Here is a 23,749-nt window from a genome sequence, read left to right as displayed (position 1 = left end):
CGGCGGGAATACAACGAGGAGCGACCGAAGAGGGCATTGGGCGGGCTGACACCGGCCGCCTACGCGAAGCAGTTAAAGTAACACCGGACTCTAAACCCACCCGCTACTCAAAGCGGGGGGACGTCGCAGTCTTTCGGTGCCTTCGTCTGGCAGCTCCTTATTTAGGAGAGCAAACGTGTAATGCGTGTCTGCGTAGTCTCTAACGTGATGGATAGCTTCGATTAGCGATATGTACGCCGCACTCTTTCGCTCCCACCATTTCTCTCTGTAGAAGCGTTTCAGCGCGAGTCGAACAGTAATCATCGCCACAACTACCGCGACGATGACATTGCTTGCGAAGCCGACTAAAGCGCCGGACCACCCGGTCATGCCAGATGGCCCAGCCAAACATTTTCGCTGGAGCCATCACGTGTTGTCAGTTTCCACTTCGTGATGCCGCAAGCACTTGTGGGCGGATCCGCCAGAATGGCCCAATCGCGCATACGCAGAAAATATTTGGTTACCTTATTTCCGTCGTGTTGGTCATGTTGAACGACAAAGAACGGCCCGTCTGGTGCGATCACCAAGCCACCCAGACCATACAAATTTTCTAGCTCCGGTTGCTCGCTCAAATATTGCACATAGAACGGAGACATCGGCACAGGAAGCACCACGTCGCCTTCGTCACTTTCCCTGATCAAGACGATCCGAAACGGCTTCTCTCCATCCAAAGTGATGAAAGCATTTTGGACGGTAGCTTTAGGATGATTTGTCACGCGTAGGCAGAGGCCGGATAGGTCGTGGTTTGTAGATACTCGGTAGAAAAGTTGGCCTAGGGCTACGTCTACCAGCGCCGCGGTTCGAAGCGACGACATCTCGATCGTGACATCCATGCTGGTCCCCTGATCCGGATGATGTGATCAGCCGTTTTACACCGGCGTATCCCGCTCCGCTACCTACGGTCGTCTCCGATCTGCTGCGTATGGTTACGCGAGTAGCAATGACCCCGGGGTGACCACGTATTCCAAAAACAACAATCCCGGCGCTGGGCCGGGATCGTATAAAGCCTTGCTACTACTGGCGGAGAGGAAGGAATTCGAACCCCGGTACGCTTCCACGTACACCTGATTTCGAGTCAGCTACATCTCACCCGCACTTCGAATACCCACAATTCAAGCACGTCTGACACCCATCCATCAGCACCAACGCCTGCGTATTGCACTTCACGCACAGCGGAAACCGGGGTCAGAGACGACTTTCTAAAAGTGCACTCTGACCCCGGTTTTTTGCACTCTGACCCCGGTTTTTTGGGCCCGGTTAGCGTTGATCTGACTTAGGTGGGCAAGTATTCCCGCTCGGTGTTGGAAAACCACGCCTCGTCCTCTCCGACGGCCGAATTCGGAGGTATGTAGGACGCAAGCGCTGCGTGCGCTGTGCGTAGGTCGTGAATTGCACAGCCAAGCGAGCCGAACAGAGAGTTCGCCGCGGTCACCAGGGCCGAGGGATGGATGTCCTTGGCGCTCGGCCGCTGGACGTAGGTCTTCCACCGCCAGAGCGCCATCGCCAAGCGTCCACCTACGTCCGCGTCGAACGCGTAGAAGTCGTTCGCGAACTTCTCCATCAGGAAAAGCCCCTGTTCGGGGAATCCGTTGATCAGCAGGTGCTGCAGATTTCGGAGGTTGCCACTGGCAGCCGTTTCCCGGATCTGCTCTCGGAAATGGGCGTAAGTGCCACCAAGAAGGTAGAGCTCGCCTCTGAAGATAACCGAGAGGCGGAGGCGCATTGACTCAAGCTTCTTTGCTTCGGCGACTTCCTCTACTGTCTTCAGATGAAGTGCTGTCTGGGTAGCTCGTTTAGAAGCGCTGATTGCAACAAGCACCGCCCATAACGTCGCTCCAGCGGCGATCCACTGTGCAGCGAGCTCACTCCTGAGGGGCCCACATGCTGCTTCCGGCAGATGAAAGACTAGCCAGCCAACGGCAAAACCTGCGGCACCGGCGAGGGCCAAATACAGTCCCGACCTCCAGCGACGCTCAACCATGAGAAACTCCCCAAGCCCTATTAGGGAAAAGTGAACGGTCCGTAGTCTGCCCTTCCGGCTAGCAATGGCCGCAGAAAAAGGGGTTACGTCCCTATCGCTCACAAAAAAAGAAACTAACGCTGCCTCTCTTCCACTTGAGTGCCCGTTTGAACCAGTGGCAAAATGGCGCCCCTTTTTCAGTGATAATTAACAGATTTAAACCACATCAATAGTCATATATGTTGCTGTAAATCTCATTGAACGGAGATCGGTAACACAGTCACAAAGAGCAAGCTTCGCAAAAAAAGGAAGACTCTCCTTTTTGCACCCTCGTATCACAGCTAGAACCACTTCCGCCTCATTCGGATATTTGCACACATAGTCCAAAATATCGACAAAATTAGCATCAATCTTCCCAATGTGATCTCGTACCTTTGGCACGAATTCAGAGTCTTTATTTATTAATGTTATTGCATTTTTTGCCTGATAGAAAAGGTGACTCAACGAACCGGATGCGCCTCCCCAAGGCTTGACGCAAACGAGTTGACCATCCTGCGAGAGCAAGTCACAAAGCTCGAATCTGCTTTGGCCGCCTCCATGCCAGATAAGCTTCTTGTCCAGTAACAACAGTGCCCCGCTGGAGTCGAGCGCCACACGCGCATTGTAGTCGCCCTCTTTTTCAGCCACCGTCGTTGACGGCAAGATGATCTTTGAAACTGGAATTTCCCCCACTCTCTTTTCAATCTCTGCGACGAAACTCTTGCTCAGTTCAAACCAAAATCCGGCGTGAGCGAGAAACAGTCGATCATCCAAGGGCACAACTGCATGAAGGCACTCGATAAGCGACCAGTGTTCAAAAGACTGTTCGCCTTGTCGAAATGCGTATATTTGCTCTTTAAATAAGGCCTCCGGATTTATTGCGACTCCCTTCAGAGCGGCATGTTCAACCCAATGGCCGATATCCAGATAGTTTGCGCTTGGACTTTGGCTCTTTCTCTTCTTCTCGAATGAGAAATAGTCATGATCGTTCCAAGAAAGCAGTGCTGGTGCTGACATTGCAATCGTCGAACTTTTGTGCGCGACTAGTTCAGCAAGCTTATATTCTAACTTTTCAACGAGACCGGAGTCTCGAAGCGGCACAATGTTATCCACCCATTCGAATCGACCCTTGTAAGTCTGCGCGCTATAAAGGGCCAAACACCTCGCAAGAAAACTGGCAAATGATTCCTCAGAAAGGTTCAACGATGTCTTGAAGGAATCCCCGCCCGCCACCCATCGACCGTACCCCAAAGCTGGGTCAACTTTAGCCTTAACGCCGCGAAGCAGGTCCTTTTCGAGATCCATGCCAAATCGGGAGATGTCATCGCTGTCCGGGATTTGCTCAATTGCCTGAAGGGTGTCTTCAGCAATTCGATCGCGCCTAATCCCCCTGAGTGAGTTTGTTTCGGCCAAGTTTAGGACACACCTAATCCCGAAATTAGGTTCGATCAGCTTCGGCTTTATTTTCTGCCATGCGTGACCAAAGGTGAGAATAAAATGTCGACCATTAACTGGAACAGGGAGCAACCCAGATATCGACGCGCCTTTAGGCAATTCAGGAGAGCCATGACTCATCTGAAAAAGGCGGACCAACCAGTCGGGTGCACCCGAGGTCCGGCCATAGTGGAGTTGCGCGACGGCGTTATCGGGGCCTACGAACACTGAAATCGAGTCGTTTAAGCCTGAAAAGTCTAAGACACTAGTTGGTGTACCTACGCCATCTCTTAGCAAATAGACATTGACTGCGAATCTAGCCTCTTGAGCTTCTGTTGACATTGCCGGCCCTCCCTAGCCGCGCACAAAATAGCGCCGACTATTTACTCAGTGGAGTCATCACTTGCTACCCGCACTTCGAATACCCACAATTCAAACAAGTCTGGCACCCATCCATCAGCACCAGCGCCTGCGTATTGCACTTCTGGCACAGCGTCGCACCCGGCGGAAAGCCGGAGTCGTTGATCTCGCCCTTGGCGCTGGCTGCCGCGCTTACGTCAGTGTTTTTTTTTGCCCCGGCCTGCTCATACGCAGCGCGCTTCTCGGCAATCAGCTTGCGCGTGGCATCGTCCATTTCCGGGTCGTGGATCATGCCGATGTTCTTCATGTGCTGCTCGATCACCGCGCCGATCTCGGCGACGATGCTGGGCATGTAGACGCCGCCGGACTTGAAGTAGCCGCCACGCGGGTCGAACACGGCTTTCAGCTCTTCCACGATGAAGGTGACGTCGCCGCCCTTGCGGAACACGGCGGACAGGATGCGGGTGAGCGCCACGATCCACTGGAAGTGGTCCATGTTTTTCGAGTTGATGAAGATCTCGAACGGGCGGCGCTGTTCGTGCGGGGTGCCGGCGTTGAGCACGATGTCATTGATGGTGACGTACAGCGCGTGCTCGAACAGCGGCGACTTGACCTTGAAGGTGGAGCCGACCAAGGTTTCCGGCCGCTCGACGCTTTCGTGCATCTGGATCACTTCGGCCTGGCGCGGCTCTTTGGGCGCGGCGGCGACCGGGGTGGCGGCAACCTTGTCCTCGGGTTTGACCACGTTGTAGCCCGTGATCTTCTTGTCGATCTTGATCGCCATGGTTTTTCTTCTTCTCTAGTGTCGGTGCCGGAGTGGACGCGGCGTGGTGCGAAAAAGCATGCGGCCCGGCGCGTGGCCGGGCCGCATGCGGTGTCACTTACTTCCGTTTTGCAGCGGCCTTCTTGCCGGCGGCCTTTTTCGCTGGCCGTGCCGACTTGACGCTCGCTTTCTTGCTGGCAGTGGACCTCTTGGCCGTCTTGGCGACGGCTTTCTTGCTGGCGGACTTCTTGACTGCCGCCTTTTTCGGTGCGGCCTTCTTGCTGGCCGTCTTTTTGCTGCTGACCTTCTTTGCGACCTTGGCGCCCTTCCTGGCGGGCGCCCGGGTGACTTTCTTGGCGACCTTGCCGGCGGCCTTTTTGGCCGGCGCCTTGCGCGCCGCCGTCTTCTTCACGGCTTTCTTCGGCGCGGCTTTCCTGGCGGCGGCTTTCTTCGGTGCGGCCTTCTTGGCTGCCGCCTTCTTCGGGGCCGCCTTCTTCTTCGCTACGGCTTTCTTCGGGGCGGCCTTCTTGGCAGCAGCCTTCTTCGGAGCAGCTTTCTTGGCGGCTGCCTTCTTGGGTGCTGCCTTCTTGGCGGCTGCCTTCTTCGGTGCTGCCTTCTTGGCCGCGGCCTTCTTCGGCGCAGCCTTTTTCGCTGCCGCCTTTTTCGGCGCAGCCTTCTTGGCGGCGGCTTTCTTCGGCGCGGCCTTCTTGGCCGGTGCCGTGCTCCTCGTCGCTCCGTTGCTGCCGGCGGCGGGTGCGGCGGCCGGTGCGGGCGGCGCCACGTCCGGCAGCACGGGCAGGACGACGGCGGGCGCCTCGGAGTGGACCGGTTCGGCGCTGCTGTTCATTTCAACTTCGTTCTCGATGGACATGCTGATTTTCCCCTCCGGTGGACCGCTTGAGTTGTCGCGCGCGTGGACGTGCGACGGTTCAGAACTGCCATGAGCTTTTTCCTTCAAGGCGGCTACCCCGCGGCCCATGACCTGGACTCAGAACTTGCCGTAGTAGCCTTCCTTCAAAGCGTCGAAGAGGTTGGCGGCGGAGTGCATTTCGCCGTCGTACTCCACCTGCTCATTGCCTTTCAGTTCGACAACACTACCGTCCTCCAGCTCGAAGCGGTAGAGGGTGCTTTCAAGATCGGATTCCTTGACCAGCACGCCCTGGAAAGCGGCGGGGTTGAAGCGGAACGTGGTGCATCCTTTCAGGCCCTGTTTGTAGGCGTAGAAATAGATGTCCTTGAAGTCTTCGTAGGGGTAATCGGTGGGTACGTTGGCGGTCTTGGAGATCGACGAGTCGATCCACTTCTGCGAGGCGGCCTGGATGTCGACGTGCTCTTTCGGGCCGATGTCGTCGGCGGAGACGAAGTAGTCCGGCAGCTTGTTGGCGGCCTCGTCGGTGAACACTTTGGCATCGGCATTGATCAGCGCGCGGTAGGCGAGCAGCTCGAAGCTGAGCACCTCGACCTTCTCCTTGGACTTCTTGCCTTCGCGGATCACGTTGCGCGAATAGCTGTGCGCGAAGCTGGGCTCGATGCCGTTGCTGGCGTTGTTGGCCAGGCTCAGGCTGATCGTGCCGGTCGGCGCGATCGAGCTGTGGTGGGTGAAGCGCGCGCCGGTCTCGGCCAGCTCGGCCACCAGGTTCGGCGCCACGCTGGCGATGCGCTGCATGTAGCGCGAGTACTTCGCGTGCAGCACGCGGCCGGGGATGGTATCGCCCATCTTGTAGCCGTCCTTCGCCATTTCCGGGCGCTTGCGCAGCATGTCGCCGGTGACGGTGAAGTCGCGCAGCAGGATCGGCGCGGCGCCCTTCTCCTTGGCCAGCTCCAGGGCCATTTCCCAGCCGGCCACGGCCATCTCGCGCGAGACATCCTCGGTGAACGCGACCGCTTCGGCGCTGCCGTAGCGGTGCTTGAGCATGGTGACGGTGGAGCCGAGGCCGAGGAAGCCCATGCCGTGGCGGCGCTTGGACATGATCTCGTTGCGCTGCTGCTCCAGCGGCAGGCCGTTGATCTCGACCACGTTGTCGAGCATGCGGGTGAACACCTTGACCACTTCGCGGTACTCGTCCCAGTCGAAGCGCGCCTTGGGGCCGAACGGATCGCGCACGAAGGTGGTCAGGTTGATCGAGCCCAGCAGGCAGGAGCCGTACGGCGGCAGCGGCTGCTCGCCGCAGGGATTGGTGGCGCGGATGTGCTCGCACCACCAGTTGTTGTTCATCTCGTTGACCTTGTCGATCAGGATGAAGCCCGGCTCGGCATAGTCGTAGGTGGACACCATGATCATGTCCCACAGGTGCCGCGCGCGGATGTGGCTGTAGATCTTGCAGGCGACCAGGCCGTCCTCGCGGTCGACGTAGTTGTCGTGCGTGGGCCATTCGCGCCAGACGACTTTCGCCGGATCGGCAAGGTCGATTTCGTGCTGCTCTTTCACGTGTACCGGGAACACCAGTGGCCAGTCCTGGTCGTGCTCGACCGCTTCCATGAAGCCGTCGGTGATCAGCAGCGACAGGTTGAACTGGCGCAGCCGGCCGTCCTCGCGCTTGGCGCGGATGAACTCCTTGACGTCCGGATGGCTGATGTCGAACGTGCCCATCTGCGCGCCGCGGCGGCCGCCGGCGGAGGACACGGTGAAGCACATCTTGTCGTAGATATCCATGAACGACAGCGGGCCGCTGGTGTACGCGCCGGCACCGGAGACGTAGGCGCCGCGCGGACGCAGCGTGGAGAATTCGTAGCCGATGCCGCAGCCGGCCTTCAGCGTGAGGCCGGCTTCGTGCACCTTCTCCAGGATGTCGTCCATCGAGTCGCGGATGGTGCCGGAGACGGTGCAGTTGATGGTGGAGGTGGCCGGCTTGTGCGCCAGCGCGCCGGCGTTGGAGGTGATGCGGCCGGCGGGGATCGCACCGCGGCGCAGCGCCCACAGGAATTTTTCGTACCACAGGCCGCGCAGCTCGTCGCTGGTTTCCACGTCGGACAAGGCTCGCGCCACGCGCTGGTAGGTCTCGTCGATGGTGGCGTCGACCGGCTCGCCCGACTTGGCCTTGAGGCGATACTTCTTGTCCCAGATGTCATACGACGCAGGTTGCAGCGGAATGTCCACGACGGCATCACGACCTGTGGCTGGATTTGTGGCTGGCGCACGCATTGTGCTCATCGGCTTCTAAGACCTCTCGGCGCGGCCTTGCGGCCCCCGTTGATTTTTTTATTGGATACGACGGTGTCGTTTACGTTATGTCCGCTGCAGCCAACAGGCCGTGAGGGTTGCCCTCAGGCCTTGTGCCCGTTGATTCCGACGACAACGACTCCCCCTCAAGAGTGCGATGGTCGACACCAGCACTTGTCTCAGGGCTGGCACGTGAACACAAGATGTTGTGGTTGCTACCGGATAGGCAAGTTAACCCCGACGCCGCTGGAAGTAAAGAGCTCTGGACGGGATTTGCCGCGATGGAACCGCCGCGCACCTCGCCGGTCGAAGCTGCGCCGCATCTGTCGCCTTTAGTAAGGAGAAATCATGTCGACGCAACGCTCCCGACTCCTGCCCTGGCTGGCCGGCCTGCTGCTGTCCGCCGCCATCGGCTTCGTCCCGACCCGTGCCGCCACCTTGCCGGCAGCGGTGAATGGCCAGCCGATGCCGTCGCTGGCGCCGATGCTGCAGCGGGTGACGCCGGCGGTGGTGAACATCTCCACCAAGACGCGGGTGCAGGTGCGCGATGCGTATTTCGACGACCCGATGGTGCGCCAGTTTTTCGGCCTGCCCGCGGCGCCGCGCGAGCGCGTCGAGCAGAGCCTGGGCTCGGGCGTGATCGTGGACGCGGCCCAGGGCTATGTGCTGACCAACAATCATGTGGTCGGCGGTGCCGACGACATCAGCGTGACCTTGCAGGACGGGCGCACCGTCAAGGGCAAGCTGATCGGCACGGATCCGGACACCGACGTGGCGGTGGTGCAGATCCCGGCCGACCACCTGCAGGCGCTGCCGCTGGCTGACTCGACCCGATTGCAGGTGGGCGACTACGTGGTGGCGGTGGGCGACCCGTTCGGGTTGGGCCAGACGGTTACTGCAGGCATCGTGTCCGCGCTGGGCCGCTCGGGGCTCGGCGATACCGGCTACCAGAACTTCATCCAGACCGACGCCTCGATCAACCCCGGCAACTCCGGCGGCGCGCTGGTCAACCTGCGCGGCGAGCTGGTCGGCATCAACACGATGATCTTCTCGCCGTCGGGCGGCAATGTGGGCATCGGCTTTGCGATTCCCAGCGCCATCACCAGCAACGTGATGCAGCAGCTGCTGGCACACGGCAAGGTGCAACGCGGCAGCCTTGGCGTGCAGACGCAGGCGATCACGCCGCGCATCGCCCGATTGCTGAGCCTGAAGGACGACAACGGCGTGGTGGTGACCGGGGTCAGCGATGGCTCGGCCGCCGCGCATGCCGGCCTGCAACCGGGCGACGTGCTGACCACGCTGAACGGCAAGCCGCTGCGCAGCGAACAGGAACTGCGCAACGCCGAAGGGCTGTTGCCGGTGGGCAGCGCGGTGCAGCTGGGCGTGCTGCGCGACGGGCATGCGCGCCAGGTCAGCGCCACGCTGGCGGTGGAGAAACTGGCCAGCGCCGATGGCGGCCAGCTCGATCCGCGCCTCAGCGGCGTGCGCTTCAGCGAACTCAGCGATCGCCAGCGCAGCGCCGGCATCTACGGCGTGGCGATCAGCGCGGTGCAGCCGGGCAGCCGCGCCGCGCGTGCCGGGCTGACCACCGACGACGTGCTGATCGGCGTGGGCAACCAGCGCATCACCAGCCTGCGCATGCTGCGCGGCCTGGCCGGCGTGAAGCCGCGCCAGCTGGTGCTGGTGGTCGCCGACGCCGACGGCAGCCGCTACGTGATGGTCAACTGAACCACGGCGCAGGCCAGCCGCCGGCAAACCATGGTGCCGTTCGCCGACCTGTGCCCCGGCGCACAGGTCGGCGAACTGCTTCGCGCCAAGCCGTGAAAATGCTTGATGTTTGATGTTCAGGTCGATGGAATACCCTTTCCAGTTCACCGTATGTGCGCCTGCAGGGCGGCATACTCGTGGCCTGCACCCACATCATTGCCGAGGTTCCCGACCACCATGTCCGTCCGTCTCGCCCGTCTGCTGTCCGTCGCCCTGATCGGAGCCAGCCTCGTCGCTGCCCCGGCCTTTGCCAAGAGCCACCCCAAAACCAGGGCCAAAGCCGGCGCCGCCGCGAACGGCCCCACCTTGATCTGGCGCGGCGACGTGGCCACCGCGAACGGCGTGGTCGACGACGTGGCGCTGGCGTGGGAGAAAAGCGGCCACGGCCACATCGAGCTGCAGCCGTTCAACACCGCCTCGGGCATCGACGCAGTGGCCAACGGCACCGCGGACCTGGCCGGCAGCGCGCGGCCCGGCGATGCCAGCGCGCAGAACGCCCGCCTCACCTTCACCCCGGTGGCCTGGGGTGCGCTGGTGATCATCACCCAGTCGTCCAACCCGGTCAGCAACCTCACGCTGAAGCAGGTGCACGACATCTATTACGGCAAGATCCACAACTGGAGCGAGGTCGGCGGCAACAACGCGCCGATCGACGTCTACGCGGTGGCCAGCCCGGGCGACGGGGTGGAGTACAGCCTGCGCAGCCTGCTGTTCGGTCGCGGCAACCAGCCGGTGGCCGCGCCGCGGCTGTACGTCAACACGCGCAAGCTCGAAGAAGGCATCGCGCTCAATCCGAATGGCCTGGGCGTGGCCACGCTCGCGGGCATCAGCGGCAACGGCAACCTCAAGGCGATTCCGATCAATGGCAAGCGGGCCACCGTCGCCAACGTCGCCGACGGCAGCTACCCGCTGTTCATTCCGTTGTACCTGGTGACCAATCCGGGCAGCCCGAAGGCGGCCAGCGCGCAGGCCTTCGTCGACTTCGTGCAGAGCGAACCGGGCAAGGCCGTGTTGCGCAAGCATGCGGTTCTGCCGTTCGAGGATGGCAGCGCGCTGATCGCGATGGACGGTTCGCGGCGCAGCCGCATCCTCGCCGAAGTCGGTGCGCGCGCCAGCAATATCACGCCGGTCTCGGCACCGGGCGCAACCTACGCCGCGCGGGTGGCGATAGCACCCACCTCGCCGGATACGGTGGCGGCCCGCATGGCGCTGGAGAAGCGTCGGGCCGAAGCGGCCGACACGGCCCGGCTCAACCGCATCCAGGGCAGCGTGAGCGACGTTACCGTCAGCGGCGTCGCCCACGCCAGCGGGTCGGCCACCACGGTCAGCGGGAGCCATGGCAAGGAGTTCGGCAAGGTCACCGCCAACGCCAGCCAGACCGCGACGACCTACAAAGTGATCAAGGGCGACACGCTGTCGTCGATCGCCAAGCGGCACGCGGTCGAGGTGGCCAAGCTGCGTGAATGGAACCACCTGAAGAACGATCAGCTCAAGCTCGGCCAGGTGCTGCTCGTCAGCAAGCGCTGAACCCGTCCTGGCGTGCAGATACTCGCCCTCACGCTGGATCTGGACGACACCTTGTGGCCGGTGCTTCCGGCACTGGAGCGCGCCGACCAGGCGGTCGACGCCTGGCTGCGGCAGCACCACCCCGAGGTCGCACGCGCGTGGCCGATCCCGGCCATGCGCGAGCTGCGCGCACGCGTGGCCGCCGAGCGGCTCGACCTGGCGCACGACTTCACCACCCAGCGACAGCTCACCCTGCAGCGGGCGTTTGCCGCCTGCGGCATGGCCGCCGCGCCGATCGAGGCACTGTGGGAGATCTACTTCGCCGCGCGCAACACCGTGGAGTTGTACCCGGACAGCCTGCCGGCCCTGCAGCGGATCGCCGCACGCCTGCCGCTGGTCAGCCTGACCAACGGCAATGCCGACCTGCAACGCATCGGCATCCATGCCCACTTCGTCCATCATGTCTGTGCCCGCGACAGCGGCATGGCCAAGCCCGATCCGCGGATTTTCCTGGCTGCCGCCGAGCGCCTCGGCCTGGCGCCGCAGCAGATCCTGCACGTCGGCGACGACCCGGCGATGGACATGGCCGGCGCGCGCGACGCCGGCCTGCGCACCGCCTGGATCAACCGCCAGGCGCAGCGCTGGCCGAGCGGGCTCGGGCCGCCACCGGAACTGGACCTGCGTGACATGACCGCGCTGGCCAACTGGCTGGAGACCCAGCCCGTCGGCGACCCGGCAGCCGCCGGGCAAAACGCGCATCATTAGGTGTCGCCTGCGCGGCCCGCGACGCGAATCGCGCCTGCGAACCAGGCCCACGCCCAACAGAAGGAAGCCGCATGTCCACCCTGATCGAACGCCAGCCCGGTGGCCGTCACAGCATCGCCATCGAAACCACCGACGCCGCGCATTACGCCGCGACGCGGCGCCGGCTCAGCGCGGCGCAGCGGCGCTGGCTGAGCGACAGCGGTTTCGAGGCGGCGGCGGGTACGTTCGCGTTGGTGTCCGACCCTGCCGGCAAGCTGGTGCGCGTCCTGGTCGGGATCGATCCGTCCGATCCGCTGGCCGCACTCGCGGCCTTGCCGTGCGCCCTGCCCGAGGCCAGCTATCACCTTGCCGCCGAGGGCGTGCTGGGCGATGCCGCGCTGGCGGCACTGGGCTGGGCGCTGGGCGCGTATCAGTTCAGCCGCTATCGCCAGCCGAAGCGTGCACCGGCGCGGCTTGTCGTGAGCATGGCCGAACGGCAGCAGCTGGCGCCGCTGGTGGAAGCCACCGCGCAGGTGCGCGACCTGGTCAACACGCCCACCGAGGACATGGGTCCGGCGCAACTGGCCAAGGCGGTCAGGCAGCTGGGCAAGACGCACAAGGCGAAGGTGCGCGAATGGGTCGGCGACGAACTGCTCGAGGCCAACTTCCCGACCATCCATGCGGTAGGCCGCGCCAGTCACCGCGCGCCGCGGCTGGTGGAGCTGAGCTGGGGCAAGGCCGGTGACCCGAAGCTGGTGGTGGTCGGCAAGGGCGTGTGTTTCGACACTGGCGGACTCGACCTGAAACCGTCCGACGGCATGCGCTGGATGAAGAAGGACATGGGCGGCGCCGCGCACGCGATCGCGCTGGCCGGGCTGATCATGCAAGCCGGGTTGCCGGTGCGGCTGACCCTGCTGATACCTGCCGTGGAGAACGCCGTCGCCGGCAACGCGATGCGGCCGGGCGACGTGATCACCACCCGTGCCGGGCTCACCGTCGAGGTGGACAACACCGACGCCGAAGGCCGGCTGGTGCTGTGCGATGCGCTGACCTACGCGGCCGAGCAGAAGCCCGGACTGATCATCGACTTCGCGACCCTGACCGGCGCCGCCCGCGTGGCGCTGGGGCCGGACCTGCCGGCGCTTTTCTCCAACGACGACGCGCTGGCGCTGGTCGCGCTGGAGGCGGCGCGCAAGGTCGCCGACCCGCTGTGGCAGCTGCCGCTGTGGCGGCCGTATCGCCGGATGCTCGATTCGTACCTGGCCGATTTCGCCAACGCCGGCGCGTCGCGCCACGCCGGTGCCATCACCGCCGCGCTCTACCTCGAACGCTTCGTGCCGGCGGACATCGCCTGGCTGCATCTGGACACCTACGCCTGGAACGACACCGATCGCCCCGGCCGGCCGCGCGGCGGCGAGGCGATGGGGCTGCGCGCGATGTTTGCGCTGCTGCAGGACCGCTACGCGCGCTGAGTGCCTGCCGATCGCGTGCGCGGCCGGGTGACGTGATCGCGTTCCTATACTTTCCGGGTACGTTGCTGGAGGGAACCCACCGATGGACAGTCCGCCGGACACCGCTCCTGCGACCTGGCGCGCGCAAGCGCTTGCGGGGTTGCAGCGTGGCGACATGACGCTCGCCGAGCAGGCCTTTTCGCGCCTGCTCGAGGTGCGGCCCGATGACGCCGAAGCGCTGCAGTTCCTGGCCACCCGCCAGCTCGGCCGGGGCGACACCGTGCGCGCGATCGAACTGCTGCAGGCGGCACGGCGCAGCCAGCCGCAGGACGCGGCGATCCTGCACCAGCTGGGGTCGGCACAGATGCTGGCTGGGGACCTGCACGCGGCCGCCGACAGTTTGCGCAAAGGCCTGGAGCTGGCGCCCGGCATGTTCGTGGCGCGTCTGCGCCTTGGCGTCGTGTTCGAGCAACAGGGACACCGCCATGAAGCGATGACGGCGTATCTGGGCGCGATCCATGCCGCGCAGGCGCGCGGGCGCTGGCTCAGCGACGAAACCACCGCGCCGGGCGTGCGCGACGCGGTGAAGCACGCCACGCAGTACGTCGCTGCGGGTCGGCGCGAGCTGTTCGCCGCGACCATCGAGCCGCTGCGGCAACGCTACGGGCCAGCGGAACTGGCCCGCGTCGACCACTGCCTGGCCATCTATCTGCATGAGCAGCCCGCGCCGTTGCCGGATCCGCGGCAGCGCCCCGGGTTCTTGTATTTCCCTGGCGTGCCCAGCCAGACCTTCTACCCGCGGGAACGCTTTCCCGCGCATGCGCGGCTGGAGGCTGCCGTTGATGTGATCCGCGACGAACTGCGCGCCGTGCTGTCGGACGCGGGAAACGACCTCGTGCCGTTTCTGGGCGCCCCCTCGGCCGAGGCGGTGGCGGCGCGTCTGCTGGATGCATCCGGCACGCAGGAGCCGGCGTGGGATGCGTTCTTCTTCTATCGGCATGGTGTGCGCCATGACGGCAACTGCGCGCGCTGCCCGCGCACCATCGGGCTGCTGGACTCGCTGCCGCTGGTGCGGGTTCGCGACCACGCCCCGGAAACGCTGTACTCGCTGCTGCGCCCGGGCACGCACATCCTGCCGCACCGCGGCGTCACCAACACCCGCCTGGTCACCCATCTTCCGCTCATCGTGCCGCCGGATTGCGCGTTGCGCGTCGGCGGCGAAACCCATGTGTGGGAGGAAGGCCGTTGTGTCACCTTCGACGATACGTTCGAGCACGAAGCGTGGAACCACAGCGAGCAGACCCGCGTGGTGCTGATCATGGACAGCTGGAACCCCGACCTCAGCGAGGTGGAGCGGGCTGCGGTGGCTGACCTGGTGGCCGCCATTGGCGACTTCAATCGGTCCGGCGCGATTCCGGCGCCGTCCGCCACCTGAGGTCTGCGGGGCCGTCGGCGCCGATCGCCGCGCCCATGTCATCCAGAGGCGACGCCATCCGCGCGCAAGGCCGCTCCAGAGAGTAATCTTCGGACTATCAGGCACGGGCAGCCGTTACGGCGATATCGGGCACGTGCTTGTGGCGTTCGGGGGGACGTCTAAAGTTAAAGGCCAACACTTCACATCTATCGGGGAGAATTTATGAAATACGGCATGAATCACCTGTCGCTGGCAGTGCGTCTGGCACTGACAGCGGGTATTTTCACGGCGGCAGGCATGGTCCAGGCACAGGACTCGCCCGCCAGTAATTCACAGCAGCAGGCCGACCAGACCTCGACGCCGCCGGCCCAGAGCAAGGCCAAGACCCTGCAGGCGGTGGTGGTGACCGGCTCGCTGATCCGGCGCGTGGACGTGGAGACGGCCAGTCCGGTAGTGACGCTGGATCGCGCCACGCTCGCCAACTCGGGCAAACCCGTGCTGGGTGATGTGCTGCAGCAAATGCCGAGCATTTCCGGCAATGCCACCAACCCGTCGAACAACAGCAACGGCGGTGGCGTGGCCAGCCCCCTGCTGGAAGCCGGCGATGGCGCGTCGCGCGTCTCGCTGCGCGGCCTGGGCAACAACCGCACGCTGGTGCTGGTCAACGGCCAGCGCATGGCCAACCCGGATCTCAACCTGATCCCGCCGGAGATGATCGAGCGGGTCGACGTGCTGGCCGAAGGCGCCTCCACGGTGTACGGCTCCGACGCCATCGGTGGCGTCGTCAATTTCATCCTGCGCAAGGACTTCAAGGGCGCCCAGTTCAGCCTGAACGACGGCATCTCCAGCCACGGCGACGCCCAGCGCCGCGGCTTCAACCTCACCGCAGGCAGCACAGGCGAGAACTACAGCATCGTCGGCGGCCTCGATTACAACAAGTACGACGCGGTGCTCGGCGCCCGGCGCAAGTTCTCCAAGCAGCAGTTGTACCTGTCCAGCGGCTCCGTCGTGGCGGCCGGTTCCAGCTCCATTCCGACCGGCAGAATCCAGCTGCCCGCATCGATCGCCAGCCAGTACGGCTGCCCGATCAATTCGAGCGGCACTGCCAATGTAACCCTGGCGCAGGGTGACGGATCATCGCTGGGCGACTACCGTTGCCGTCTCGCCTCGGATACCTATAACTACGCGGCGCTCAACTACATCCAGACCGCGCAGAAGCGCACCAACGGCTTTGTCCTCGGCAGCTACAACCTCACCGACAACCTGACCGCGTTCGTCGATGCGTTCTACAACCACACGGCATCCAGTGGCCAGGATGCGCCTTCGCCGGTCGGCACCGGCGACGGCCTGATCATCTCCTCCAGCAATCCGATCAATCCGTTCGGCGTCACCTTTGCCCAGAACGGCGGCTACACCTTCCAGACCCGCCTCACCGGCGCCGGCACGCGCGTGCACAGCTACACCACCAACACCGGCCAGATCAACACCGGGCTGCGCGGCAATTTCGGCCAGGACAACACCTGGATCTGGGATGCGTCGGTCAACTACAGCCATACCAAACGCGACCAGCGAGACACCAACGAGGTCGACATTCCTTCGCTGCAGGCCGCCGTCGACGCGGGCGCAAACATCTTCAACCAGGCCGACCCGAGCGTCGGCGACCAGCTGAAGAACGGCGTGAAAACGCCGATCTATGTCTTCACCCAGTCCACCAAGCAGGCCCAGTTCAACGCCAGCGGCGAGCTGTGGGATTTGCCCGCCGGCGCGATGCAGCTGTCTGCCGGCGCCTTGTACCGCAAGCAGTCCATGAACTACACCGTGAGCGACTTTGCCGTGCTCGACCCGGTGACCACCACCTGCCAGATCCTGCAGGAAGCCTGCGGCTCGCCCGGTCGCGGCAGCCTCAACGTCAAGGAGGTGTATGCCGAGACGCTGATCCCGTTGCTCTCCGAGCAGCCATGGGCGCACTCGCTGAACCTCGACCTGGGCATCCGCACGTCGAACTACAGCACCACCGGCACCACCACCAATGGCAAGATCGCCATCGAGTGGCGTCCCACGGCCGACCTGCTGCTGCGCGGCACGATCTCCCAGGTGTTCCGCTCCCCCAACCTCAATGAGCTCTACGATGGGCGCACGCTGGTCCAGCCAGTCTTGAACGATCCCTGCGTCAAGCGCACGGCGGCCGAACTCGCGGCGCATGCGGCAGCCTGCCAGTTCGTTCCGGTGAACTGGGCCGGCAACGATCCAGCGCAGGTCAACACGTTCTACTCCGGCGCCGCCACGGTCGGCGCGACGCTGAAGCCCGAAAAGGGCAAGTCCATCAACCTCGGCCTGGTCTACGACCCGGACTGGCTGCCGGGCCTGTCCACCAGCCTCGACTTCTGGCACATCTACCTGTCCGACACGCTGACGGCGATCCAGGCCGATACCGTCGTCAACTCCTGCTTCAACAACGCCAGCAGTCCGTACTGCTCATTCATCACGCGCGAGAACAACACCAGCACGAAGCCGGGCCAGGTATTCCTGATCAATACCCCGGAGGTCAACCTGGGCACCCTCAGCACCACCGGCATCGACTACACGCTGCGCTACAAGATCCCGCATTTCGACCTGGGCAGCGTGGACCCGGGCAACTTCCGGGCCGGCCTCAGCACCAGCTACACGTCGACGTACAAGATCAACGCCACGCCCGGCGAGCCGGGCGCCAAGACGGTCAATTACGCCGGCACCTTCACGCCGCAATTCGGCAACATCTCGCGCTGGCGCGGCACGGTCACGCTCAATTGGGAGAAGGGCAACTGGAACGCCCAGTGGCAGTCCCGCTACATCAACAAGCTGACCGCCCTCAATGCCGACTACAACATCGCCGGCGTGAACATCCCGATGGCTTCGGTGCTCTACCACTCGATCCAGCTGGGCTACGCGGTGCCGTCGATCCACACCCGCTTCGACATCGGCGTGGACAACCTCAGCAACAAGGTGCCGCCACTGGTCTACCAGAACGGCGCGAACTACAACGTGGACACCGCCACCTACGACGTGCTCGGCCGCTACTACTGGGCCCGTGCGACGATCAAGTTCTGACGTCCTGAGCGGTTAGGCGACATCCGGAACATCCGGAACTGCAAGAGGGCCGCGAGTACATTCGCGGCCCTCTTGCATAATGGGGGTCGCAAAACGATTGATGGAGATGCCATGCCCGCTCCGAGCACCGATCTGGCTACAGCCATGGCGGGCGCGTGGCACGCCGGCGAGGCGGAGCGGGTCATTGCCCTGGCCGGGCAGGCCACGCAGGCCGACGAGGACGACGAGGGCGTGCAGGTGCTGCTTGGCCTGGCGCAACAGGCAACCGGTCGTCACCGGCAGGCCGCGGCGACGTTCCGCCGGCTGGCGCAGATGCGGCCGGATGTTTCGGCCTATTGGAACAATCTGGCGGTCGCCTGCCGGCAGGCGGGCGACCTGCCTGCCTCCGAGCAGGCCCTGCTGACGGCGCTGTCGCTGGCGCCGGACGATGCCGAGCTGCACTACAACCTCGGCCTGCTCTATACGCAGCAACGGCGCTGGCTGCTGGCCAGGCAGAGCTTGCTGGATGCGGCGCACCTGGCTCCGCATTTCATCGAAGCCCGACTGCAGGCGGCATATGCCTGCTACGTCTGCGGCGACAACACCCATCAGGAAACCATGCTGAACGGAGCCGTCGACTGGCCGGCGCAACCGGCCGAGCAGGCCCTGGTGCTGTCCGCCATGCTGTCTGTCCAGGGTGATCTGGATGCAGCGTTGCGCACACTGGCGCGGGCGCAGTTGCCCGACGGACCAGCGGCCGGGGTCATGCGTCTGCGCATCGCCGCGCAGCGCGTCTTGCTGTACGAAAGAAACAACCAGATCGACGCTGCGCAAAACGAACTGCGGCAGTTGCCGTCGGAGGCACTCGACGCCCTGCCAGCGGATGCAGAACAGGCCCGCGCCGATGGCTGGCGCGCGCACGCGGTCATGGCGATGCGCAGGGGTGCTCATGCGGACGCGGAGGCGCTCTACCAGCGCGTGCTCGCCTGCACCATCGACGACGAAAGCCGGGCCAGCGCGGCCTTCGGCCTGGCTGCCGCCCGCGACCGGCAAGGGCGCTATCCCGAGGCGTGGCAGGCGCGGTGCACGGCGCACGCCACCCAGCTCGACATCGCCCGGAACGTGGTGCCGGAACTGCTGGCGGCAGACAGTCAGCCGCTGCAGGTGGCGGGCGGCGACCTCGGGCACGCTACCCGTGCCGACTGGAAACCGTTGTCCTCGCCCGACAGCCGGCACAGCCCGGTCTTCGTGGTCGGCTTCCCCCGTTCCGGCACCACCTTGCTGGAACAGATGCTCGATGCCCATCCCGATTTCCGGTCCATGGATGAGCGCGCCTACATCCATGACCTGATCGAAGGCATGGCGCTGGTTGGCCAGCACTATCCCGCGGACCTGGCGAGCCTGACGCAGCAGGACGCCGATCAACTGCGCAGCGTCTATCGGCGCCTGGTCGGCAAGGTGCTGCCCGACCTCGGCGAGCGTCGCCTGGTGGACAAGAATCCGCTCAACATGCTGTGCCTGCCGATGATCATGCGGCTGTTTCCGCACGCGCGCATCATCCTGTGCCTGCGCCACCCCTGCGACGTGCTGCTCAGCTGCAGCATGCAGCCGTTCCGCTCGCCGGCGTTCATGGTGCTGTGTTCGTCGCTGCCACGCCTGGCGCGCGGCTACGCCAGGGCCTTCGAGCAGTGGTACCGCGATGTCGACGCGTTTGCGCCTCGGGTACTGGAGTGGCGCTACGAATCCGTCGTCAGCCAGTTCGACGATCAGGTCGACCGGCTGGGGCAGTTCCTCGAAACTTCCGACGCGTCGCCCATGGCGCGCTTCGCCGAACACGCACGGGACAAGCGTTTCATCAGCACACCCAGCTATGCGCAAGTCACCGAAGGCGTTCACCGCAAGGCGGTCGGTCGCTGGCAGAACTATCGCGAACAGTTCGAGCCCGTGCTGCCGTTGCTGCAGCCGTGGATCGATCGCCTCGGCTACGCCGAATAGAGCGGGCACGGCGGGCCGCCGCGGCGGCGTGTCGGCCGAGCCGCCGGTATGACTTATGGCGTTGTCACGCGGGCCTGGAACATTGCATCCTGTCGGTTTCCACGACCGGAAGCCACCATGCACCTTCGCCAGCATCTGCTCGCCACCGGCGTGGCGCTCGCCCTTGCCGCCTGCACTAGCGTACCGATCGCCCGGACCGCGGCACCGGCCCAGCCGGCGCTGACGGCACAGACGCTGGGTTCCGGCGGCGTGATGCCGGTCGAACAGGCGCGGGTGCATTTCGATCACGCCGAGCTGCACTTCACCGTGGACGCCGCGCAGCAGCGCATCGACGGCATCGCCACGCTGAGCTTCACCGCGAAATCCGCCACCGACGTGCTGCTGCTGGACCTGGACCGCAACCTGCCGATCAGCAGCATCGATCTGGACGGCCATACACTCGCCGCCGGCGCGTGGAGCAATCCGGACGGACGCCTGCGCATTCAGTTGTCGACGCCGCTTGCCGCAGGCGGCAAGGCACGCGTGACCATTCGCTACGGCGGCAAGCCGCACGTCGCGAAAAAAGCGCCATGGGATGGCGGCTTCGTCTGGAGCCACACCGCCGACGGCCAGCCCTGGGTGGCCAGCGCGGTCGAGGGCGAGGGCTGCGACCTGTTCTGGCCGTGCATCGACCAGGCGCAAGGCGAGCCCGACCTGGTCGATACCTTCATCACCGTGCCCAGGACGCTGGCCGCGCCCGGCAATGGCATGCTCGTGGGCATCACCGACGAGGGCGACCGGCATACGTATCACTGGCGCGCCAAGCATCCCGATACCTATGCGATCTCGATCAACGTCGGCCCGTTCGACGAACTCAAGGCCGACTACAAGAGCCGCTACGGCAACACCATCCCGCTGCAGTTCTGGTACCTGCGCGGGCAGGAGGCGCAGGCGAAGGAGTTGTTCGCGGGCTTCCCGCGCATGCTGGACTTCTTCGAACAGGAGATCGGCCCGTACCCGTTCGGCGACGAGAAGATGGGCGTGGTGGAAACCCCGCACCTGGGCATGGAACACCAGACCATCAACGCCTACGGCAACAACTACCGCCTCGACGGCTACGGCTTCGACCAGTTGCTGCAGCATGAGTTTGCGCACGAGTGGTTCGGCAACCAGGTCACCAATGCCGACTGGGACGACATGTGGCTGCACGAGGGCTTCGGCACGTACATGCAGCCGCTCTACAGCCAGTACCTGCATGGCGACACCGATTACTACAGCTGGCTGCGCGACCTGCGGCTGATGCTGCGCAACCGGCACCCGGTCGTATCCGGCAGCAGCAAGACCGAAGAGCAGGTCTATGACGGCGACATCGGCCCCGGCCAGGACATCTACAACAAGGGCGCCGTGATGCTGCACTCCCTGCGCCAGCTGATTGGCGACAAGGATTTCTTCGACAGCATCCGCCTGCTGGTGTATGGCCGCGCCGATCCGAAGCCGGGCAATTTCAGCCCGCGTTACGCGAGCACCAGCGACTACGTGGCGATCGTCGACAAGGTGACCGGCCGCGACCTGCGCTGGTTCTTCGATGTCTACCTGCGCGATGCCGCGCTGCCGCGCCTCGACGTGCGGCATGACGGCGATACGGTCACGCTGCACTGGGTCACCGAACACGGCAAGCCGTTCCCGATGCCGGTGGACGTGCAGGTGGGCGATGCGGTGCACACGTTGCCGATGACCGATGGCAATGGCCAGCTGAAGGTGCCGGCCGGCAGTTTGCTGATCGTCGATCCGCGCGCGAAAGTGCTGCGCGAGATGCCGTACATCGACGCCTACCAGCGCTGGATGAAGCAGCAGCGCGAACGGAAGCAGGCGAAGCACGCCGCGCAGTAAACCGCGCCGCGGTCACCAAAAAAAACCGGCGCCAGGCGCCGGTTTTTTCTTGTCTTTCACCCCACATGGAACTCAGGGTTGCGAAGTCGGCACGGCGGCATGTTCGGCCTTGGCCGTGACCGCCGCGGTGCTGGCGTACTTTCCGCCGTACGGCAGCACCTCGCTGGCCAGTTTGGGGTCGGACTTGATCATGCCGATCGCGTCGAACAGGATGTGCGCGGTTTCGTTGAGCTGCACGTCCTTTGCCTTTTTCGCCTCCTTCTCCTGCTTCAGCTCGCTCGTGAGGCTGCGCTCGTTCGCGTTGAGGCCGTCGTCGAGGCGGCTGGCGTCGTCGGCGAGCAAGGCATCGCTGCCGTCGATGGCCTTGTGGCGGGTGCGGAAGTCGGACTGGATCGCGTCCTGCTGCTTGCGCTCTATCTCGCGGGTGGCGAAGTTCAGCGAGATCGCGGTCTTGGCGCGCATGGTCTTGTACTGTGCCAGTTCGTCGAGCATCAGTTTCCACGCCGGCGACGTCGCCACGCGGTCGGCGTGCAGCTGGAGCAGCTGCGGCAGGTAGGCGTTGAGGTTCGCCACCACCTGGTAGTCGGCCGGCGGGATCTGCGTCCACTTCAACGCGTTGTCGTAGGTCGACTCGCCGAAGTCCTTGTCGTCGCCGTTCTTCGGGAACGCGATGTCCGGCGTCACGCCCTTCAACTGGGTGGAGCCGCCGTTGATGCGGAAGAATTCCTGGATGGTCATCTTCAGCTCGCCCAGCTGAGGCGTCTCGCTGTCGTTCTGAGAGAAACGGTCCAGGTCGACCAGGTTCTGCACGGTGCCCTTGCCGAAGGTGGGCTCGCCGATGATCAGGCCACGGTGATAGTCCTGGATCGCCGCGGAAAAGATCTCCGAAGCCGACGCTGTGCCCCGGTTGACCAGTACCGCCAGCGNACCGGCCCCTTGTCGATGAACAGGCCGGTCAGCGAGTTGGCCTCGGCCAGCGAGCCGCCACCGTTGTTGCGCAGGTCCACGACGACGCCCTGTACGCCCGCGGTCTTGAGTTCGCCCAGCAGCCTGGCGACGTCGCGGGTGGCGCTCTTGAAGTTCTTGTCGCCGGCGCTGCGCGCACCGAAATCGGAATAGAACGTGGGAAGCTCGATCACGCCGATCTTGCGGGTGACGTCGCCGTCCTTGATCTCGACGATCTTCTTCTTCGCCGCCTGCTCCTCGATGCTGACCTTCTTGCGCACCAGGCTGACGATTTCGTGCTTGCCGTCCACGCCGGTATCGGCGGGCAGGATCTCCAGCCGCACGGTGGTGTCCTTCTTGCCGCGGATCAGGTTGACCACGTCGTCCAGGCGCCAGCCGATCACGTCCGTGATCGGGCCGCTGTCGCCCTGGCCGACACCGACGATGCGGTCGCCGACCTGGATCTTGCCCGACTTGTTGGCCGGCCCGGCCGGCACCAGCTCGCGTATCTGGGTGTAATCGTCGCGTGCCTGCAGAACCGCACCGATGCCCTCCAGCGACAGCTTCATCGCGATGTCGAAGTTCTCCGCGGCGCGCGGCCCGAGGTAATCGGTATGCGGATCGGTGGTCTCGGCGTAGGAAGTCATGAAGGTCTGGAAGGCATCTTCGCCATCGAGCTGCTTGACCCGCTCGATATAGCCGGCGTAGCGCTTGTCCAGCGTCTTGCGGATCTCCGCATCGGGCTTGCCGGCCAACTTGAGACGCAGCCAGTCGTTCATCGTGCGCTTGCGCCACAGGTCGTCCAGCTCGGCCTGGTCCTTCGGCCAGTCGGCGTGCTCGCGATCGAACGTGTAGCTCTGGTCCACGGAGAAATCAAAACCCTGCTTGAGCAGGCCGCGCGCATACGTCATGCGTTCGACGGCACGCTGCACGTAGAGGTTGAACACCGAGAACGGCGCGGACAGATCCTGATTCCAGATCGCGTCGTCGAGTTTGGTCTTCAGCGGCGCGAACTTGGCCATGTCGGCCTTGGTGAAAAACACCTTTTCGCCGTCGAGCAGCTTGAAGTAGGCGTCGTAGATCCGCGCCGACATCGCATCGTCGAGCGGCTGCGCGTCGTAGTGGAAACGGGTCAGGAAGCGCGCCGAAAGCTGCGCCGCCTGCGCCTCCTCGGGCGTGGAAGTGAGCGGCCAGGTGGCTGCCTTGCGCGTCTTGCCGGCACCGAGGTCGGCGGCCG

The 23,749-nt window shown here is 64.1% G+C and carries 14 protein-coding genes and 2 pseudogenes; 8 read left to right on the top strand and 8 right to left on the bottom strand.

What is annotated here, in order from left to right; genetic code table 11:
- Positions 1-365: 365 nt before the first annotated feature.
- The 7 genes and pseudogenes from ACFPME_RS16775 to ACFPME_RS16745 all read right to left on the bottom strand — a co-directional run bounded on the left by ACFPME_RS16775 (position 366) and on the right by ACFPME_RS16745 (position 7,746).
- Positions 366-872, bottom strand: coding sequence for a hypothetical protein (locus ACFPME_RS16775; RefSeq protein WP_377306828.1), 507 nt, complete (start codon positions 870-872; stop codon positions 366-368).
- Between the two features lie 253 nt (positions 873-1,125).
- A pseudogene (locus ACFPME_RS16770) lies at positions 1,126-1,209 on the bottom strand (TSCPD domain-containing protein); the annotation flags it as partial.
- A 103-nt stretch (positions 1,210-1,312) separates the two neighbouring features.
- Entirely contained in the window at positions 1,313-2,020 is a 708-nt protein-coding gene (locus ACFPME_RS16765) for a hypothetical protein (RefSeq protein ID WP_377306827.1), read from the bottom strand.
- Between the two features lie 195 nt (positions 2,021-2,215).
- On the bottom strand, positions 2,216-3,814 hold the full coding sequence (locus ACFPME_RS16760; RefSeq protein WP_377306826.1) for a TIGR04141 family sporadically distributed protein: 1,599 nt from the start codon (positions 3,812-3,814) through the stop codon (positions 2,216-2,218).
- A 64-nt stretch (positions 3,815-3,878) separates the two neighbouring features.
- Entirely contained in the window at positions 3,879-4,616 is a 738-nt protein-coding gene (locus ACFPME_RS16755) for a TSCPD domain-containing protein (RefSeq protein WP_377306825.1), read from the bottom strand.
- Between the two features lie 97 nt (positions 4,617-4,713).
- On the bottom strand, positions 4,714-5,466 hold the full coding sequence (locus tag ACFPME_RS16750; protein WP_377306824.1) for a hypothetical protein: 753 nt from the start codon (positions 5,464-5,466) through the stop codon (positions 4,714-4,716).
- A 117-nt stretch (positions 5,467-5,583) separates the two neighbouring features.
- A complete protein-coding gene (locus ACFPME_RS16745; protein WP_377306823.1) occupies positions 5,584-7,746 on the bottom strand; it encodes an adenosylcobalamin-dependent ribonucleoside-diphosphate reductase in 2,163 nt (720 codons plus the stop codon).
- Positions 7,747-8,103: 357 nt separating this feature from the next.
- On the opposite strand from ACFPME_RS16745, the gene ACFPME_RS16740 reads away from it, so the two are divergent.
- From ACFPME_RS16740 to ACFPME_RS16705, 8 genes are all read left to right on the top strand, one after another.
- Positions 8,104-9,483, top strand: a complete 1,380-nt coding sequence (locus ACFPME_RS16740; protein ID WP_377306822.1) for a Do family serine endopeptidase — start codon at positions 8,104-8,106, stop codon at positions 9,481-9,483.
- 216 nt (positions 9,484-9,699) lie between these two features.
- The gene (locus ACFPME_RS16735) at positions 9,700-11,049 is read left to right on the top strand and encodes a LysM peptidoglycan-binding domain-containing protein (protein ID WP_377306821.1); all 1,350 of its coding nucleotides are present in this window, start codon (positions 9,700-9,702) and stop codon (positions 11,047-11,049) included.
- 12 nt (positions 11,050-11,061) lie between these two features.
- On the top strand, positions 11,062-11,793 hold the full coding sequence (locus ACFPME_RS16730) for an HAD family hydrolase (RefSeq protein ID WP_377306820.1): 732 nt from the start codon (positions 11,062-11,064) through the stop codon (positions 11,791-11,793).
- A 71-nt stretch (positions 11,794-11,864) separates the two neighbouring features.
- On the top strand, positions 11,865-13,244 hold the full coding sequence (locus ACFPME_RS16725; RefSeq protein WP_377306819.1) for a leucyl aminopeptidase family protein: 1,380 nt from the start codon (positions 11,865-11,867) through the stop codon (positions 13,242-13,244).
- A gap of 82 nt (positions 13,245-13,326) precedes the next feature.
- Positions 13,327-14,658: an aspartyl/asparaginyl beta-hydroxylase domain-containing protein gene (locus ACFPME_RS16720; protein WP_377306818.1), complete on the top strand. Its 1,332-nt coding sequence runs from the start codon at positions 13,327-13,329 to the stop codon at positions 14,656-14,658.
- 213 nt (positions 14,659-14,871) lie between these two features.
- Positions 14,872-17,724: a TonB-dependent receptor domain-containing protein gene (locus ACFPME_RS16715; RefSeq protein WP_377306817.1), complete on the top strand. Its 2,853-nt coding sequence runs from the start codon at positions 14,872-14,874 to the stop codon at positions 17,722-17,724.
- 111 nt (positions 17,725-17,835) lie between these two features.
- The gene (locus tag ACFPME_RS16710) at positions 17,836-19,698 is read left to right on the top strand and encodes a sulfotransferase (protein WP_377306816.1); all 1,863 of its coding nucleotides are present in this window, start codon (positions 17,836-17,838) and stop codon (positions 19,696-19,698) included.
- A gap of 117 nt (positions 19,699-19,815) precedes the next feature.
- The gene (locus ACFPME_RS16705) at positions 19,816-21,567 is read left to right on the top strand and encodes a M1 family metallopeptidase (RefSeq protein WP_377306815.1); all 1,752 of its coding nucleotides are present in this window, start codon (positions 19,816-19,818) and stop codon (positions 21,565-21,567) included.
- A 72-nt stretch (positions 21,568-21,639) separates the two neighbouring features.
- Here ACFPME_RS16705 and ACFPME_RS17660 read toward each other — a convergent pair.
- Positions 21,640-23,606: pseudogene (locus tag ACFPME_RS17660) on the bottom strand (carboxy terminal-processing peptidase).
- Positions 23,607-23,749: the final 143 nt, after the last annotated feature.

Origin of the sequence: Rhodanobacter umsongensis (assembly GCF_042654965.1) — a bacterium.
Taxonomy (GTDB): Bacteria; Pseudomonadota; Gammaproteobacteria; order Xanthomonadales; family Rhodanobacteraceae; genus Rhodanobacter; species Rhodanobacter umsongensis.
The sequence above is the reverse complement of the archived record's forward strand: the minus strand, read 5'-3'. Positions and strand labels throughout refer to the sequence as shown.

Bases quoted from the DNA above. Each gene is read 5' to 3' on its own strand.
- ACFPME_RS16775 (WP_377306828.1), bottom strand. From the start codon at position 872: ATGGATGTCACGATCGAGATGTCGTCGCTTCGAACCGCGGCGCTGGTA.
- ACFPME_RS16765 (WP_377306827.1), bottom strand. From the start codon at position 2,020: ATGGTTGAGCGTCGCTGGAGGTCGGGACTGTATTTGGCCCTCGCCGGT.
- ACFPME_RS16760 (WP_377306826.1), bottom strand. From the start codon at position 3,814: ATGTCAACAGAAGCTCAAGAGGCTAGATTCGCAGTCAATGTCTATTTG.
- ACFPME_RS16755 (WP_377306825.1), bottom strand. From the start codon at position 4,616: ATGGCGATCAAGATCGACAAGAAGATCACGGGCTACAACGTGGTCAAA.
- ACFPME_RS16750 (WP_377306824.1), bottom strand. From the start codon at position 5,466: ATGTCCATCGAGAACGAAGTTGAAATGAACAGCAGCGCCGAACCGGTC.
- ACFPME_RS16745 (WP_377306823.1), bottom strand. From the start codon at position 7,746: ATGAGCACAATGCGTGCGCCAGCCACAAATCCAGCCACAGGTCGTGAT.
- ACFPME_RS16740 (WP_377306822.1), top strand. From the start codon at position 8,104: ATGTCGACGCAACGCTCCCGACTCCTGCCCTGGCTGGCCGGCCTGCTG.
- ACFPME_RS16735 (WP_377306821.1), top strand. From the start codon at position 9,700: ATGTCCGTCCGTCTCGCCCGTCTGCTGTCCGTCGCCCTGATCGGAGCC.
- ACFPME_RS16725 (WP_377306819.1), top strand. From the start codon at position 11,865: ATGTCCACCCTGATCGAACGCCAGCCCGGTGGCCGTCACAGCATCGCC.
- ACFPME_RS16720 (WP_377306818.1), top strand. From the start codon at position 13,327: ATGGACAGTCCGCCGGACACCGCTCCTGCGACCTGGCGCGCGCAAGCG.
- ACFPME_RS16715 (WP_377306817.1), top strand. From the start codon at position 14,872: ATGAATCACCTGTCGCTGGCAGTGCGTCTGGCACTGACAGCGGGTATT.
- ACFPME_RS16710 (WP_377306816.1), top strand. From the start codon at position 17,836: ATGCCCGCTCCGAGCACCGATCTGGCTACAGCCATGGCGGGCGCGTGG.
- ACFPME_RS16705 (WP_377306815.1), top strand. From the start codon at position 19,816: ATGCACCTTCGCCAGCATCTGCTCGCCACCGGCGTGGCGCTCGCCCTT.